The 15,826-nt window shown below is 71.5% G+C and carries 11 protein-coding genes, 1 tRNA gene, 1 pseudogene and 1 riboswitch; of the genes and pseudogenes, 3 read left to right on the top strand and 10 right to left on the bottom strand.

What is annotated here, in order from left to right:
- Positions 1–89: 89 nt before the first annotated feature.
- Both ACFVVX_RS36000 and ACFVVX_RS35995 read right to left on the bottom strand, forming a co-directional pair.
- On the bottom strand, positions 90–1,016 hold the full coding sequence (locus ACFVVX_RS36000; RefSeq protein WP_387952119.1) for a Bax inhibitor-1/YccA family protein: 927 nt from the start codon (positions 1,014–1,016) through the stop codon (positions 90–92).
- 136 nt (positions 1,017–1,152) lie between these two features.
- A tRNA-Leu gene (locus ACFVVX_RS35995) sits at positions 1,153–1,237 on the bottom strand.
- Positions 1,238–1,624: 387 nt separating this feature from the next.
- On the opposite strand from ACFVVX_RS35995, the gene ACFVVX_RS35990 reads away from it, so the two are divergent.
- Positions 1,625–2,398: an ABC transporter ATP-binding protein gene (locus tag ACFVVX_RS35990; protein ID WP_387952117.1), complete on the top strand. Its 774-nt coding sequence runs from the start codon at positions 1,625–1,627 to the stop codon at positions 2,396–2,398.
- A gap of 47 nt (positions 2,399–2,445) precedes the next feature.
- Positions 2,446–5,004, top strand: coding sequence for an ABC transporter permease (locus tag ACFVVX_RS35985; RefSeq protein ID WP_387952116.1), 2,559 nt, complete (start codon positions 2,446–2,448; stop codon positions 5,002–5,004).
- Between the two features lie 292 nt (positions 5,005–5,296).
- Here ACFVVX_RS35985 and ACFVVX_RS35980 read toward each other — a convergent pair whose 3' ends face one another.
- The 7 genes and pseudogenes from ACFVVX_RS35980 to ACFVVX_RS35950 form a co-directional block, all read right to left on the bottom strand.
- Positions 5,297–6,670, bottom strand: coding sequence for an NAD(P)/FAD-dependent oxidoreductase (locus ACFVVX_RS35980; protein ID WP_387952114.1), 1,374 nt, complete (start codon positions 6,668–6,670; stop codon positions 5,297–5,299).
- Between the two features lie 516 nt (positions 6,671–7,186).
- Positions 7,187–8,122: an exopolyphosphatase gene (locus ACFVVX_RS35975; RefSeq protein ID WP_387952122.1), complete on the bottom strand. Its 936-nt coding sequence runs from the start codon at positions 8,120–8,122 to the stop codon at positions 7,187–7,189.
- 173 nt (positions 8,123–8,295) lie between these two features.
- A pseudogene (locus tag ACFVVX_RS35970) lies at positions 8,296–8,823 on the bottom strand (DUF501 domain-containing protein); the annotation flags it as partial.
- Positions 8,795–9,304, bottom strand: coding sequence for a septum formation initiator family protein (locus tag ACFVVX_RS35965; protein ID WP_387952112.1), 510 nt, complete (start codon positions 9,302–9,304; stop codon positions 8,795–8,797). The pseudogene ACFVVX_RS35970 and the gene ACFVVX_RS35965, both read right to left, overlap by 29 nt.
- A 144-nt stretch (positions 9,305–9,448) precedes the next feature.
- Complete coding sequence (eno, locus tag ACFVVX_RS35960; protein ID WP_387952110.1) at positions 9,449–10,735, bottom strand: phosphopyruvate hydratase; 1,287 nt, start codon at positions 10,733–10,735, stop codon at positions 9,449–9,451.
- Positions 10,736–11,067: 332 nt separating this feature from the next.
- Positions 11,068–11,958: a transglycosylase family protein gene (locus ACFVVX_RS35955; protein ID WP_387952109.1), complete on the bottom strand. Its 891-nt coding sequence runs from the start codon at positions 11,956–11,958 to the stop codon at positions 11,068–11,070.
- A gap of 5 nt (positions 11,959–11,963) precedes the next feature.
- Positions 11,964–12,135: riboswitch (cyclic di-AMP (ydaO/yuaA leader) on the bottom strand.
- A gap of 210 nt (positions 12,136–12,345) precedes the next feature.
- Positions 12,346–13,881 (bottom strand): cytochrome P450, encoded by a 1,536-nt coding sequence (locus tag ACFVVX_RS35950; RefSeq protein WP_387952107.1) that lies wholly within the window; start codon positions 13,879–13,881, stop codon positions 12,346–12,348.
- A gap of 156 nt (positions 13,882–14,037) precedes the next feature.
- Here ACFVVX_RS35950 and ACFVVX_RS35945 point away from each other — a divergent pair, with 156 nt between their 5' ends.
- The gene (locus ACFVVX_RS35945; RefSeq protein WP_387952105.1) at positions 14,038–14,472 is read left to right on the top strand and encodes an SDR family NAD(P)-dependent oxidoreductase; all 435 of its coding nucleotides are present in this window, start codon (positions 14,038–14,040) and stop codon (positions 14,470–14,472) included.
- A gap of 107 nt (positions 14,473–14,579) precedes the next feature.
- Here ACFVVX_RS35945 and ACFVVX_RS35940 read toward each other — a convergent pair whose 3' ends face one another.
- Positions 14,580–15,596 (bottom strand): MazG family protein, encoded by a 1,017-nt coding sequence (locus ACFVVX_RS35940; protein WP_387952103.1) that lies wholly within the window; start codon positions 15,594–15,596, stop codon positions 14,580–14,582.
- Positions 15,597–15,826 lie beyond the last annotated feature (230 nt).

Genomic DNA, 15,826 nt, shown 5'->3' with positions numbered 1-15,826 from the left:
GTACGTCCAGTACGAGGACTTCCGGCCGGCACGCCGATAGCACGCACCGGACGCCGCTCCTTGACGGGCAAAAGTTGCCTGACGCGGCACTAGTCGTCGCCGCGCAGGCTCGCGATCAGCCGCAGCATCTCGATGTAGATCCAGACCAGCGACAGGGTCAGCCCGAAGGCGGCCCGCCAGGCCTCCTTCTGCGGGGCGCCCTCGGCGATGGCCCGCTCGATCTCGCTGAAGTCCAGCGAGAGGTAGAAGGCGCCGATGGCGACACCGACCAGGCCGACCACGACGCCCAGCGGGCCCTGCCAGAGGTTCAGGCCGGAGCCGAACACCCCCGCGAGCACGTTGACCAGCATCAGGATCGCGAAGCCCATGCCGATCGCGATGCCGATCCGCTGGTAGCGGGCGGTCACCCGGATCCGGCCGGACTTGTAGGCGATCAGCATCGCCGCGAAGACCGCCGCCGTGCCCAGCACCGCCTGGATCGCGATGCCCGGCCAGATGATGTTGAGGACGTGCGTCAGGGCGCCGAGCGCGAAGCCCTGCAGGCCCGCGTACACGAGGATCATCGGCGGGCTGACGTTCGGCTTGAACGTGATGAACAGACCGACCACGAAGGCGATCAGCGAGGCACCGGTCGCGTAGCCGTAGTTCTCGGGCGGCAGCGCGAACCAGGACACCGCGCCGGCCGCGACCAGGGTGAGCAGCGTCATGGCGGTGCGCGCGACGACGTCGTCGAGCGTCATCCGACCCGTCGCCAGCGGACCGGCCGACGGTGCCCGGTACATCTCGACGAGCTGCTCGTCGGTCAGCGGCCCCTGCCCCTGCGGCTGCTGGGCGTACTGGCTGTCCGCGTACGGGTTGTTGCCGTAGGGGTTGTTGCCGTACTGACCGCCCGGCCCGTTGGGCTGGGTCGCGTACGGGCTCCCGGCCGGCGGGGTCTGCGTGGTGCCGAAACCCGCGTAGCCGGGCTCGCGGGTGAAGGATCCCTCCCGCGAGAAGACCGGGTTGCTGCTTCTCATTGCTCATTCCCTCCGTGGCAGCACTGGCGCCGCCCGAAGCACAAGGGTAATGGCTTGGCAAAAAAATCGGGATACGCCGCGAGGAGGATCTACCGGGACGCCCGGCGGGGGCGCCGTGCGGCGCCCCCGCCTCGAGTGGTGCCCGGAGCCGGACTCGAACCGGCACGGCCTCACGGCCAAGCAGTTTTAAGCTGCCCGTGTCTGCGTTCCACCATCCGGGCGCGCTGCGGACCGGCACCGCCGCCGGCCGGAGGTAAGCCGCTCCGGGGCGGGCCACCCCTGAGCCTAGTCGCCCGCCTCCCCCTTTCGCATGTTCCCGGCCAGGGAAGTTGTCATGTTTCCTTGCCATCTGACGAACAGTCCGTGATTTGGCCACCGGAGGCGTGCGTTCCGGCCAACGGCCTCCGCTCAGGGTCCGTGTCATACCGGAGGATGAGGCCTCCATCAGGGCGTACGCCCAGCGGCGGTCCCGCCAACCGTCCGGCGGAGCGACGAATAACCATGATCACGTAGCGGAGTATGGGGATACCGCCGGAAGCCCTCGGGATCCGGTCGTCCAGCCGCCCTTCGGCAGCCCTCCCCCAGTCCGCGACACAAGGAGCACCCCCGTGACCACGTCGACCGCAACCGCCGTCCGCACCGGCCGGGCGGCCGCCCGCGCCACCGGCCTCAACAAGGTCTACGGGGAGGGGGAGACCCGGGTCGTCGCCCTGGACAACGTCAGCGTGACCTTCCCCCAGGGCGAGTTCACCGCCATCATGGGCCCCTCCGGCTCCGGCAAGTCCACCCTCATGCACTGCATGGCCGGCCTGGACACCGTCACCTCCGGCTCCTCCACCATCGGCGACACCGAGCTGGTCGGCCTCAAGGACAAGCAGCTCACCCAGCTGCGCCGGGACCACATCGGCTTCATCTTCCAGGCCTTCAACCTGCTCCCCACGCTGACCGCCCTGGAGAACATCACCCTCCCGATGGACATCGCCGGTCGCAAGGCCGACAAGCCCTGGCTCGACCGCGTCGTGGACACCGTCGGCCTCTCCGGCCGCCTCTCGCACCGCCCCAGCCAGCTCTCCGGCGGCCAGCAGCAGCGTGTCGCCTGCGCCCGCGCCCTCGCCGGAAAGCCCGACATCATCTTCGCCGACGAGCCGACCGGAAACCTCGACTCCCGCTCCGGCGCCGAGATCCTCTCCTTCCTGCGCAACTCCGTGCGCGAGCTCGGCCAGACCGTCGTCATGGTCACCCACGACCCCGTCGCCGCCGCCTACGCGGACCGCGTCGTCTTCCTCGCCGACGGCCGCATCGTCGACGAGCTCACCAACCCCACCGCGGACACCGTCCTGGACCGCATGCGCCGCTTCGACGCCAAGGGCCGGACGAGCTGACGCTCCACCGGTAGCAGCCCGTCCCTCCTCGAAACCCAGGACACCCCATGTACCGCACCGCACTGCGCAATGTGCTGGCCCACAAGGGCCGACTCCTGATGACGGCTCTGGCCGTCATGCTGGGCACCGCCTTCGTGGCGGGCACCATGATCTTCTCCGACACCTTCGGCAAGGCCATGGAGGACAGCAACTCCAAGAGCTACTCCGACGTCTCGGTGCAGATCGTCGACCGGGCCGCCGGCTCCGGCGCGAGCGCCCGGGAGAAGAGCGAGAAGAGCACGGCCACCCTGACCGACGCCACCGTCCAGCAGCTCGCCGCGCTGCCCGGCACGGCGGGCGCCCGAGGCGTGGTCAGCGGCTTCACCGGCGTCGCCGACCGGAGCGGCGACCTGATCGGCCAGGCCTGGACCGCCAAGGGCGCCAACTTCGCCCCGGGCCCGGACGGCAGGGACGCCCGCTACCCGATGGCCGAGGGCCAGGGCCCGAAGACGGCCAAGGAGATCGCGCTCGACCGCAAGACCGCCGACAAGGGCGGCTACAAGGTCGGCGACACCGTCCGGGTCGCCTCCAACGGCCCGGTCGTCGAGGCCCGGCTGACCGGCATCTTCACCACCGACGACCCGGTGGTCAACACCGGCGGCACGCTCACCCTGTTCGACCGCGGCACCGCCCAGCAGCTGCTGCTGGAGCCCGGCCGCTACAGCAGCATCGTGCTCACCGCCAAGCCCGGCACCACCGAGGACGCCCTGCTCGCCCAGGCCCAGCAGAAGCTCCCGACCGGTCAGCAGATCCACGTCGAGACCGGTCAGCAGCTCAAGGCCGACGACCAGAAGATGATCGCCAGCGGCACCGACGGCATGCGCACCATGCTGCTCGCCTTCGCCGGGATCTCGCTCTTCGTCGGCATCTTCATCATCGCCAACACCTTCACCATGCTGGTCGCCCAGCGCACCAAGGAGCTCGCACTGCTGCGGGCGATCGGCGCCAGCCGCAAGCAGGTCACCCTGTCCGTGCTGATCGAGGCCCTGGCGATCGGGATGGGCTCCGCCGTGGCCGGTCTGGTGGCCGGTGTCGGGATCGGCGCCGGGATGCAGTCCCTGATCGGCGCGCTGGGCAGTGACATGCCCTCCGGCTCGCTGGTGATCAAGCCGCTCACCGTGGTGGTCACCCTGGTGGTCGGCGTCCTGGTGACAGTCCTCTCCGCCCTGCTGCCCGCCCTGCGCGCCGCCCGGATCGCCCCGGTGGCCGCGATGAGCAGCGGCGACCAGCCGAGCAGTCAGAAGAGCCTGGTGGTCCGCAACGCGATCGGCTCGCTCGGTGCCGCCGGCGGCGTCGCCCTGATCGCCTTCGGCGCCTCCACGGGCAACGGGGACGGCCGGATGCCGGTCGCCCTCGGCGCCTTCCTCACGCTGGTCAGCGTCTTCGTCCTGCTGCCGCTGCTCTCCCGCCCGGTGATCGCCCTGCTCGGCCCGGTGCTCGCCAGGCTGGCCGGCACCCCCGGCAAGCTCGCCCGGCGCAACGCGGTCCGCAACCCGCGCCGCACCGCCTCCACCGCCGCCGCGCTCACCATCGGCCTGACCCTGGTCTCCGGCCTCACGGTGATCGGCGCCTCGGTCGGCGGCGCGCTCGACAAGGCCGTCACCAGCGCGATGAAGGCCGACTACGTGATCTCGGCCGCCAACCACATGGGCCTCTCGGCGAAGGTCCCGGCCGAGATCGCCAAGGCTCCCGGGGTGACGGCCTCCTCGCCGCTCACCACCGTCTACTGGGAGCTGAACGGCACCCCGAAGTCGATCACCGGCCTGAACGCCGACACCTTCGACAAGGTCGTCGCGGTCGAGCTGACCAGCGGCTCCACCGCCGGGTTCGGCAAGGGCCAGATCCTGGTCGACGCGAACGTCGCCAAGAAGAACAACGTCACCGCCGGGTCCACCATGACGGTGACGTACCCGGACGAGAGCACCGGCCAGGTCACCGTCGGCGGCGTCTACGAGGCGAGCGAGATGCTCGGCCCGGTCATGATGGCCAACGCGGAGATCGCCAAGCACGACCCCGAGCCGTACATCAGCGACATCCTGGTCAAGGGCGCCGACGGCGCCACCGGCTCGCTGAAGCAGGCCCTCAAGGACGCCACCGGCGCCAACCCGGTCATCGAGATCAAGTCCAAGCAGGACGTCCGGGACGACTTCAGCCAGATCATCACCTTCGCCCTGAACATGATGTACGGCCTGCTGGCGATGTCGGTGATCGTCGCGATCCTCGGTGTGGTCAACACGCTGGCGATGTCGGTCTTCGAGCGCAAGCGCGAGATCGGGATGCTGCGGGCGATCGGTCTGGACCGCGGCGGCATCAAGCGGATGGTCCGTCTGGAGTCCGTGGTGATCTCGGTCTTCGGCGCCGGCATCGGCCTGCTGCTCGGCTGCTTCATCGCCTGGGCGATCAACGGCACCCTGAAGTCCAGCATGGCCGGTCTGACCACCGTGCTGCCCTTCGGTCAGCTGCTGCTCTTCCTCGCCCTGGCCGGCCTGGTCGGCCTGGTCGCCGCGATCTGGCCGGCCCGCCGGGCCTCCAAGCTCGACATCCTGGAGAGCATCAAGACCGACTGACCGACTGACCGGCCGATCGACCACCCGGGCCGCCCGGGCCGCCACTCGGGCGGCCCGGGCGGCGGTCCGTTCGACGGGCCCGGGCAGATGCCCCGCACAGGCAGTCCACACAAGCAGTCCGCACAAACGGGAAGTCCCCCACCGGAGGGTTCGGTGGGGGACTTCCCGTACTTCTGTACTCCGCCCGGTCGCACGGCCGGCTGAGCACCACGGAGGTCGTGGTCCGGCGACGCTGCCGGGCGGAGGGCCTCCGACTCATTTCCCGGTGCTCCCACACCGGGATCTCAGTCGCTTACTTGCTGGTGGCGAGTTCCTTGTCGGCGGCCGGCTTGGCGGCCTCGACGGGCTTCGGCGCGGGCGCCGCAGCCTCCTGGAACGCCTCGAACGGCTTCTCCATCTGGGCCAGGCCGACGGCCTCGCGCTTCAGGAAGACCGCCAGGGTCCAGTCGGTGAACACGCGGACCTTGCGGTTCATGGTCGGGACCATGGCGCCGTGGTACAGGCGGTGGAACCACCAGGCCGGACGGCCCTTCAGCTTGTACTTGCCGAAGAGGATCGCCACGCCCTTGTGCAGGCCGAGACCGGCGACCGCACCCAGGTTCTTGTGCTTGTACTCCTGCTGCGGGAAGCCGCGCATGCCGGAGATCACGTTGTCGCCGAGGACGGCGGCCTGCCGGACGGCGTGCTGCGCGTTCGGCGGGCACCAGGCGCCCTCACCGGCGGCGAGGTCCGGGACCTGCGCGTTGTCACCGGCGGACCAGACGTAGTCAAAGCCCTGGACCTGCAGGGTCGGCGCGGTGTCGACGTGGCCGCGCGGGCCCAGCGGCAGACCGAAGTTGGCCAGCACCGGGTTCGGCTTCACGCCCGCCGTCCACACGATGGTGGAGGCGTCGGCCTCGACGCCGTTCTTCAGCACGACGTGCTGGTCGACGCAGGAGTCCATCGAGGTCTCGATGTAGATCTCGATGTTGCGCTCTTCGAGCTTCTCCTTGGTCCACAGACCGAGGTCCGGGCCCATCTCTGGGAGGATGCGGTTGGCCGCCTCCACCAGGATGAAGCGCATGTCGTCGCGGCTGACGGTCCGGTAGATCTTGGCGGCGTCGCGCGCCATGTCCTCGATCTCGGCGATCGTCTCGACGCCGGCGAAGCCGCCGCCGACGACGACGAAGGTCAGCGCCTTGCGGCGGACCGCCTCGTCGGTGGTGGACTCGGCCTTGTCCAGCTGCGCCATGACGTGGTTGCGGAGGCTGATGGCCTCCTCGACCGTCTTCATGCCGATGCCGTGCTCCGCCAGACCCGGGATCGGGAAGGTGCGGGAGACCGAGCCGGTCGCGACGACCAGGTACTCGAAGGGCAGCTCGTACGAGTCGCCGGCCGCCGGCTGGATCGTGGCGACCTTGCGGGCGTGGTCCACACCGGTGACCGCACCGGTGAGCACCTCCGCCTTCTTAAGGGCGCTGCGCAGCGGGGCGACGAGGTTGCGGGGCGCGACGTTGCCGCCGGCCGCCTCGGGGAGGAAGGGCAGGTACGTCATGTACGACCGCGGGTCGACGACCGTGACGGTCGCCTCCCCGTAGCGCATCTTCTTGAGGATGCGCATCGCGGCATACAGGCCGACGTAACCACCGCCGACAATGAGGATGCGAGGACGCTCCGTGGTGCTCATATCCGAAAGTATCCAGCACCGTCCGGAGCAGCCTTCGTGAGGCCGGTCACAAGCTCCTGGACACCCCGTGCTACACTACGCGGCCCCTTTTCGGGGTGGCAGGCGCCGACCCTCCGACCACCGGGGCGCCCGGCGGGTACCCGGGTACAAATGACCCGGCTGAGCAGCAACGATCCGTACCAGGCCTGGGTTCCCGCATGTGATTTCGATTTTCAAACCTGCAGGGGGGCGTCACCTGCGATCCAGCGGTCGGCACGCCGAACAGGCCTTCGGTCCCACATTTCGGACGTAGCGGACCGCCAGGGACGACGAATGACCCGATCGTCATGTGAAGAAATTCACGAACTTTCCCGCGGGACCCCGGGCGCGGCGCGGCCCCGGGCCCCTGAACAGGGCTCCGGGGCCGAAAACGTAAGGCCCGCACGCGGCGGGGAGGCCGTACCGGCGGTACCGGCCGGATGGACCGCGCCGACCGGCCGGGAGGCCCCGGGGCGGGCGGCCCGGCCGGTCCGCGGTTCAGGAGGCGATGCTCCAGGCGATGCCGTCGAGGATGTCGTGCTCGCTGACCACCAGCTCGGCGGCGCCCGTCCGCTCCATGATCTCCAGCAGCTCCAGCGCACCGGCCGCGATCACGTCCACCCGGCCCGGGTGCATCGACGGGATGGCCGCCCGCTGGGCGTGGGTGGCGCCGAGCAGCTCGGCGGCGATCGCGGCCACCCGCTCCCGGCTGATCCGCGAGTGGTGGATCGCCTCGGAGTCGTACGCGGGCAGGTCCTGGGCGATCGCGGAGACCGTGGTGACCGTCCCGGCGAGACCCACCAGGGTGGCCGCGCCGGTCAGCGGGACGGCCTGCTCGGCCTTGTCCAGCTCGGCCCGGATGTGCGCCCGGGCCTCGTCGACCTGCTCCGGCGTGGGCAGCTCGGCGCCGCCGAAGTGGCGCTCGGTCAGCCGGACGCAGCCGATGTCCACCGAGCGGGCCGCCTGGACGTCCTGCGTCCCGAGCACGAACTCGGTGGAACCGCCACCGAGGTCGAAGACGAGATAGGGCGCCGGGAACTGACCGCCGGTGAGCTCCTTGGTGGCCCCGACGAAAGAGAGGTGGGCCTCCTCCTCGCCGCTGACCACCTCGGGGCGGACGCCGAGGACGTCGTGCACGCCCTGGGCGTACTCCTCGCTGTTCTCGGCGTCCCGGGAGGCGCTGGTGGCGACGAAGCGGATCCGGTCCGGGCCGACCCCGTGGGCGGCGATCACCTCGGCGTACTCTCGGCAGGCCGCGAAGGTGCGGGCCAGCGCGTCCGGGTGCAGCCGGCCGGTCCGGTCCACGCCCTGGCCGAGCCGGTTGATGACCATCCGGCGGTCGAGGTCGGTGATCTCCCCGGTCTCCGGGTCCAGGTCGGCGACCAGCAGGCGGATCGAGTTGGTGCCGCAGTCGATCGCGGCGACGCGGGTCATGCTCATTCGCCGGCCTCCTCAGCGCCCTCGGCCGCGGAGCCCTCGGCGTCGGCACCCTCGGCCGCGGCGCGCTTCCTGGCGGCGCGCTCGGCGGACTTCTGCTGCTTGGCGGCGATGACCGCCTCGTGGTCCTGCGCCTTGGCGCGGTTGCGCGCCACCCGCTCACCGGCGGCCTCGACCTCGGCCGCGGAGACGCAGGGGCCCTTGGCCCACCAGTCCTCCAGCATGCCGATCGCCTCGTCGCCGAGCGGGTTGACGCCCTCGCCGGCCGCCAGCGAGTGGCCGACCAGCACGTGCAGGCACTTCACCCGGTCCGGCATGCCGCCGGCGCTCGGGAAGCCCTCCAGCACCTCGATGGCGTCGCGCCGGGCGATGTAGTCCTCGTGCGCCTTCTGGTAGGCGGCGGCCAGCTCGGGATCCTCGGCGAGCCGGGCGGTCTGCTCCTTCATCACGCCGTCCGCCTCCAGGGTGCCGATCAGCGAGGCGGCCTTGGGGCAGGTCAGGTAGTACAGGGTCGGGAACGGCGTGCCGTCCGCGAGCCGGGGGGCCGTCTCCACGACGTCCGGGTTGCCGCAGGGGCAGCGGTGCGCCACCCCGCGCAGGCCGCGCGGGACACGGCCGAGCTGCGCGGCGATGGCCGCGACGTCGGTGTCGGAGACGTTGGGGTGGTTCTCAGTGGTCATGGGGGGAGCTGTCTCCAGCAGAGGCGGGGGCGGGGACTGTTGGGGCGGGTGGGGCGAGGGCGGCGGTGTCGGCGGCGTCCACCGAGTCCCAGACGCTCGCGTACCAGGGCTTGGCGGCCTTCACCGGCCCGGTCGAGCCGGTCGAGCCGGACGCGCCGGGGGCGGAGGGGTTGGCGGCGGGCGGGCCGTCGGGCGCGGAGGAGCCGGCGGCGCCCTGGCCGGCCGGGGACACCGAGATGTACGGGGTCTCCCCCGGCATCGCGTAGTGCAGCCGGGCGCGGGCCTGCGCCTTGACGTACTCCGGGTCCTGCCAGCGGGCCTTGTCCCGGCGCAGCTGCTCGACCTGCTGCTTGGCGTGCTCGGCCTTCGCCCGCTGGGCGGAGATCTCGGAACGCTGGGAGATGAACTGCCGCGTCGGGTAGGCCAGGATCGCCACCAGCGAGCAGAGCACCAGGACGAGGACGGTCGCCCGGCTCGTGAAGCGAGGCCGGGCTGCCAAGCCCGGGATCCTCCAGCCTGCCATCTCCCGTATCCCCTCCTGGTCGCGACGGTGCCCCGCCGTCCACCCTACGGGGTGAACGGCGGGGCACCGGTCAGGCGTGCGCTACCGGACGGGCTCGGCCGTCGTGCCGAGCGCTCGGGCTCAGCCCTCGTGCTTGAAGCGCGGGAAGGCGCCGCGGCCGGCGTACTCGGCGGCGTCGTCGAGGATCTCCTCGATGCGCAGCAGCTGGTTGTACTTGGCGACGCGCTCGGAGCGGGCCGGGGCACCGGTCTTGATCTGGCCGCAGTTGGTCGCGACGGCCAGGTCGGCGATGGTGACGTCCTCGGTCTCGCCGGAGCGGTGCGACATCATGCAGCGGTAGCCGTTGCGCTGGGCCAGCTCGACGGCGTCCAGGGTCTCGGTCAGCGAACCGATCTGGTTCACCTTCACCAGCAGCGCGTTGGCGGTGCCGGTCTCGATGCCCTTGGCCAGGCGGGCCGGGTTGGTGACGAACAGGTCGTCGCCGACCAGCTGGACCTTGTCGCCCAGCTTGACGGTCATGGCCTTCCAGCCGTCCCAGTCCGACTCGTCCAGCGGGTCCTCGATGGAGACCAGCGGGTACGCGGCGACCAGCTCGGCGTAGTACTCGATGAGCTCGGCGGCGGAGATCGCCTTGCCCTCGAACTGGTAGGCGCCGTCCTTGTAGAACTCGGAGGCGGCGACGTCCAGGGCGAGCGCGATGTCCTTGCCGGGCACGTAGCCGGCCTTCTTGATGGCCTCGGTGATGAGGTCCAGGGCCTCGCGGTTGCTGTCCAGGTTCGGCGCGAAGCCGCCCTCGTCGCCGAGGCCGGTGGACAGGCCGCGCTCCTTCAGCACGCCCTTGAGCGTGTGGTAGACCTCGACGCCCCAGCGGACGGCCTCGGAGAAGGACTCCGCGCCGATCGGGGCGATCATGAACTCCTGGATGTCGACGTTGGAGTCCGCGTGCGAGCCGCCGTTGAGGATGTTCATCATCGGGACGGGCAGGACGTGCGCGTTCGGGCCGCCCAGGTAGCGGAACAGCGGCAGGTCGCTGGCCTCGGAGGCGGCGTGCGCGACGGCCAGCGAGACGCCCAGGATGGCGTTGGCGCCGAGCGAGGACTTGTCCGGGGTGGCGTCCAGGTCGAGCATGGCCTGGTCGATCAGGCGCTGCTCGGTGGCGTCGTAGCCCACCAGCTCCGGGCCGATCTGCTCGATGACGGCCAGGACGGCCTTCTCCACGCCCTTGCCGAAGTAGCGGTTCTTGTCACCGTCGCGGAGCTCCAGGGCCTCGAAGGCCCCGGTGGAGGCACCCGACGGGACAGCGGCACGGCCGGTGCTGCCGTCGTCGAGGCCGACCTCGACCTCGACCGTGGGGTTGCCACGCGAGTCGAGAATCTCACGGGCTACGACGACATCGATGGACGGCACGAGGCATCTCCTAGCGGAAGCAGGGGTCCGGCTGACGGTGGTGCTGTCGGCGGGACGATTGCGGAGTCGTTACGAACCAGAGCCTAACCGCACGGGCTCCCAGGGCCACGTCGGCCTCGGTCCCGTCTCAGCGTGTGGCCTGGCTACCCACCGGTAGTTCACCTGGTTGCCCCATGGGATGCACCCAGAGGCGGACGAAGGGGGCCGAACCCGGCCCCCTTCGTGACGCCGCGTTCGCGCTTGCGGCATTCGCGGCCGCAGCGCCGGCGGTTGCGCTGCCGCGGGTGCGAGTACTACCGCGGGTGCGGGTGCGGCCGGCCGGGGTGCGGGGGTCAGCCGAGGGTGAGCACCTGGCCGGGGACGATCAGGTCCGGGTCGCCGCCGACGGTGCCGCGGTTGCCGTCGTACAGGGCCTGCCAGCCGCCGGAGAGGTTCTGACCGGCGGCGATGGTGGACAGCGTGTCGCCGGACTGGACGGTGTAGCCGTGACCGCTCCTCGGCGCGGCGGCCTGGGCGGCGGGGGCGGCCGCCGGGCGGGCGCCCTGGTTCCCGCCCTGGTGCCCGGCCTGGCCGGCGTACTGCTGGTAGACGCTCTGGTGGCTGGTCCAGTACCAGGCGCCGTTGTTCTGGTACCAGAACACCTTGGCGTCGGCGTCCCAGCCGGACTGGCCGGAGGGGCCGGGGGCCTGGGTGTACTGCTGCACCGGCTGCTGGGCTGCGGGCTTCTGGGCGGCCGGCTTCTGGACCGGCTTGGGGGCCACCGGCTGCTGGGCGGCAGGCTTCTGAACCGGCTTCGGGGCGGCGGGGCCGGCGTCCGTCGAGGTGTCGACCGAGGCGGGCGCGCCACCCTTGCTCAGACCGGCCTTCTGCGAGCAGACGGGCCAGGCGCCCGGGCCCTGCGAGGCGAGGACCTTCTCGGCCACGGAGATCTGCTGGGCCTTGCTGGCCTGGTTGGCCTGCGGGGCGTAGGAGCCGCCGCCGTACGCCTTCCAGGTGCTGGGGGTGAACTGCAGGCCGCCGTAGAAGCCGTTACCGGTGTTGATGCTCCAGTTGCCACCGCTCTCGCACTGCGCGACCGCGTCCCAGGTGGAGACGGGGGCCGCCGAGGCGCCGGTGGCGGAGAGGAGCGGCAACGCGAGTCCGACGCCCGCCACGCCCGCGACGGCGATGGCCTTCTCGGTCTGGGTGCGACGACGGTGACGGCCAGTTCCAACGAACAGCATGAAGGTGTCCCTCTCCGCACGCCTGCGAGGTGAGCTGTCGGGTTCGGACCGGGAGGTGGCCCGGCCGCGTCGCGCGGAAGGCTGTCAGCCCGCGCGGGCGGCTTCACCCCAAGCCGTGGGGAACGGCGCTAAACCTGGGTCCCCCGCCCCTGCCCAAGGGTCTGGTCGGTTTCCCGTGATGCGGCGGGCAGGATTCGGCGTTCCGCACACGAGGTCCGCAGCTGCGAACTCCAGGGAGAGTAGACAGATCCTCACATCAATCACAAGCTCATATCGCAGATATCACATGGAAATTACGACGCGTGGCCGATCGCCTACCAACGGAGCCGGTATGTCCGGATTGATGGCGGTTCAGATCGGCCACGCAGGCGTACTGGCGACTCCCCGTCAGCGCGTCGAGGTCTCGGACCGGGTTTCGGACGGGGTTTCGGACGGCGTGTCGGCCGATGCGTCGACCGGGATCTCCGGTGTGAATTCCACCGGCAGTTCGCGAAGCCCCCGCATGATCAGACCACCCCGCCAGCGCAGGTTCTCCGGGCTTTCGGCGAGCCGCAGATCGGGCAGCCGGGTGAACAGGGTGGACAGTGCGGCGCGTCCCTCCAGCCGGGCCAGCGGGGCGCCGATGCAGTAATGGATGCCGTGGCCGAAGCCCAGGTGCGGGTTGTCGGCGCGGGCCAGGTCGAGGGTGTTCTCGTCGGCGAACCGCGCCGGGTCCCGGTCCGCCGCCGCGAGCACCACCAGCACCGGGTCGCCGACCGGGATCTCCACCCCGCCGATGGTCAGCGGGCTGGTCGCGAAGCGCCAGGTCGCCAGCTCCACCGGCCCGTCGTAGCGCAGCAGTTCCTCGATACCGGTATCCAGCAGGCCGGTCTCGCCGCGGGCGATCGACCCCTGCAGCAGCGCCCGCTGGTCCGGGTTCCGGAACAGCGCGTACATGCCGTTGCCGATGAGGTTGATGGTCGTCTCGAAGCCGGCGAACAGGAGCACGAAGCACATCGCCGCGGCCTCGTTCTCGGTCAGGTGCTCACCGTGGTCGCTGGCGCGGATCAGGCCGGAGATCAGGTCGTCGCCGAGGTCCGCCCGCTTGCGGTGGATCAGGTCCGCCAGGTACGCCCGCATCCGCTTGACCGCACGCGCCACCCCGCCGCGCGGGCCCCCGCCGTGGCGGATCATCATCCCGGCCCAGTCCCGGAAGTCGTCCTGGTCCTCGGGCGGCACGCCGAGCAGGTCGCAGATCGCGTAGATCGGCAGCGGGAAGGCGAACTCGTGGATCAGGTCCGCCGAGCCGCGCTGCGCGAAGCCGTCGATCAGCCGGTCGGTGAGCTGTTGCACCCGGGGCTCGAACTCGGCGACCCGGCGCGGCGTGAACGCCTTCGACACCAGGCGGCGCAGCCGGGTGTGGTCCGGCGGGTCGATGTTCAGCAGGTGGGTCATCAGATCGGCCTGGCGCTCGCCCGGGATGCCGACCCGTCCGGTGCGGTGCGCCTGCCCGCTGTGGTGGGCGGGGTTCTTGGAGAGCCGGCTGTCGGCGAGGGCCTGCCGGGCGTCGACGTACCTGGTCACCAGCCAGGCATCCACCCCGCTCGGCAGGGTGGTGCGGTGCACCGGCGCGTGCTCGCGCAGCCATGCGTACGCCGGGTACGGGTCGGCGGCGAACTCCCACGTGAAGAGCGGGGGGCGGGGAGTGTCGGAGGTGGCGGCCTCGGAGGTGGCGGCCTCGGAAGCATCGGAGATAGAGGTCTCCGAGGTGGGGGGCTCCGAGGTGGGGGGCTCCGAGGTGGGGGCGTCCGAGCTGGGGGCGTCCGAGCTGGGGGAAGCGGAGACCGGGCAGGCGGGGGCCGGGGAGACGGGCGCCGACGGGCTCGGCTGGGCCTGGCTCGGCCGGCCCCCGCTCGGCTGGTCGGAATCGGGCTGAACTGGCATGCGACGACCGTATCCGGTGGATGATCGACGATCGTGAGGCGTGAGCCTGGTCACCTGAGGGGTAATCCCTGTTGCGGAGGGTCAGGACCTGCCTACGATCCTCCGACGGAAATCGTGGGCGCCGGTGCGGAGTCGCCCACCAGGGAGGAGCCCAGCATGCGGGTAACCGGGGCGGTCGTGGTCATCGCCGTACTGGAAGGCGGGTCGGGTGCCGACCTCGCCCGCCGCTTCACCGCCGCCGGCACCGCCGGGGCGCTCATCGCCGACCAGCGGGTCGGCATCGCGGAGGACCTCGCCACCGAGCTCGACCGGCCGGGCTGCCCGGTCGTCGGCGTGTCCGCCGACATCCGGCGCCCGAGCGACGTCGCCGCCCTGGTCGACACCGCCGAGAAGCACCTCGGCCCGATCGACCTGTTCTGCGTGGCCGGGCCCGAAGGCGAGCGGATCATCTCCCTCGCCGACCTGCCCGCCCACCTCGACCTGGAGCGGCTCGTCGAGCTGGTCGCCCTGGTCGGCGAGGCGATCGGCGAGGTCATCGGCCAGGTCGTGCCGCAGCAGCGCCGGTCGGTCGAGGACCGGGCCGCCGTCTAGTCCCTGCCCGGTCACGCCCTGGGGTGCGCCCTCAGGGCGTGACCTGCGCCGAGGGAGCACCCCAGGGCGTGTTCAGGTGTGTCTCAGGGTGCTTCTCACAGCGCTTCTCAGGGCTTGAGGCCCTCGGCCACCCGGACCGCGTCCCGGTAGCCGCGGGCTGCTGCGCGCAGCGCGGCGTCCACGTCCACGTCGGCGTCGTGCGCGCGCTGCGCCACCGCGAGCAGCAGCCTGCCCGCCGACTCCGCCGTGAGCGCGGCGGGCAGCACGTACTCCTCGTCCGGGACGCCCGTGAAGCCCGACCGGCGCACCCGCGAGACCAGCTTCGCCGCGTACGCCAGCGACGGCAGCCCCGCCGGGACCCCGTCCAGCACCGACTCGCGATCGGACTTCTCGGCGGCCTTCAGCTGCTCCCAGTTCGCCTCCACCTCGGCGGCGCCCTCCGCCTCGACGTCGCCGAACACGTGCGGGTGGCGGTACATCAGCTTCTCCACGATGTCGCCGGCCACGTCGTCGACGGAGAAGGGGTCGGTGGGGTGCTCCTCGGCGATCCGGGAGTGGAAGAAGACCTGGAGCAGGACGTCCCCCAGCTCCTCGCGCAGGGTGCCGCGGTCCCCCTCCTCGATCGCCTCGACCAGCTCGTACGCCTCCTCGACCAGGTACTTCACCAGACTGGCGTGGGTCTGCTCGGCGTCCCAGGGGCAGCCGCCGGGCGCGCGCAGCCGGTCCATGACGGAGGCCAGGTCGATCAGGCGCGCGCCGGGCAGGTCGTACGAACCGGGCAGCACCTCGATCTCCGGCACCTCGCCCGCGTGCTCGACCGCGAGCCGCGCCAGCGCGTCGGTGAGCCCGGGGTCGCCGTCCGGACTGCCCAGCCAGACCACGGGACCTACCTCCGGGGACCCTCCGGTCAACAGCCGGGCGAGCGCCGGCGCGGAACCGGGCGCCACGATCTCCACCTCGACCCCGGCCTGCCGCACCGCCGCCAGCTGGGGGTGCTCGGCATCCCCCGCCAGCACCCGGCCGGCCGCCCGCAACGCCTCCCAGGCGGGCCATGCCAGCAGCCCGGGAGCCACCCGGTGGGTGGTGGTGAGCAGGATCAGCTTCGCGCCCGAAAGATTCGTCACGCTCCGAACCTACCCGGCCCGGGCGGCGCCCTGCGCGGGGGTTTTGACGGTCCTGCTCCGCTGCGTCCGGCGGGTGGGCGGGGCGGCGGGGTTCGTGCGGTCCTGCCGGCATCCCGCACCGGCCGGCGCGGCCTGGGCCCGGCTTCGCTCGGGTCGGGTCGGCTCGGGTTTCGCTGGGGGTCGGCTCGGGTCGGCCCGGGTCTGCTCGGTGGGGGGCGACGGCGGCGGGA

Source organism: Kitasatospora sp. NPDC058170, from assembly GCF_042883905.1.
In the GTDB taxonomy this organism is placed as follows: Bacteria; Actinomycetota; Actinomycetes; order Streptomycetales; family Streptomycetaceae; genus Kitasatospora.
This window is presented reverse-complemented; position numbering and strand designations above follow the sequence as displayed.

Excerpts from the sequence above, each read along its gene's own strand:
- ACFVVX_RS36000 (WP_387952119.1), bottom strand. The coding sequence starts at position 1,016 with ATGAGAAGCAGCAACCCGGTCTTCTCGCGGGAGGGATCCTTCACCCGC.
- ACFVVX_RS35985 (WP_387952116.1), top strand. The coding sequence starts at position 2,446 with ATGTACCGCACCGCACTGCGCAATGTGCTGGCCCACAAGGGCCGACTC.
- ACFVVX_RS35980 (WP_387952114.1), bottom strand. The coding sequence starts at position 6,670 with ATGAGCACCACGGAGCGTCCTCGCATCCTCATTGTCGGCGGTGGTTAC.
- ACFVVX_RS35975 (WP_387952122.1), bottom strand. The coding sequence starts at position 8,122 with ATGACCCGCGTCGCCGCGATCGACTGCGGCACCAACTCGATCCGCCTG.
- ACFVVX_RS35955 (WP_387952109.1), bottom strand. The coding sequence starts at position 11,958 with ATGCTGTTCGTTGGAACTGGCCGTCACCGTCGTCGCACCCAGACCGAG.
- ACFVVX_RS35950 (WP_387952107.1), bottom strand. The coding sequence starts at position 13,881 with ATGCCAGTTCAGCCCGATTCCGACCAGCCGAGCGGGGGCCGGCCGAGC.
- ACFVVX_RS35945 (WP_387952105.1), top strand. The coding sequence starts at position 14,038 with ATGCGGGTAACCGGGGCGGTCGTGGTCATCGCCGTACTGGAAGGCGGG.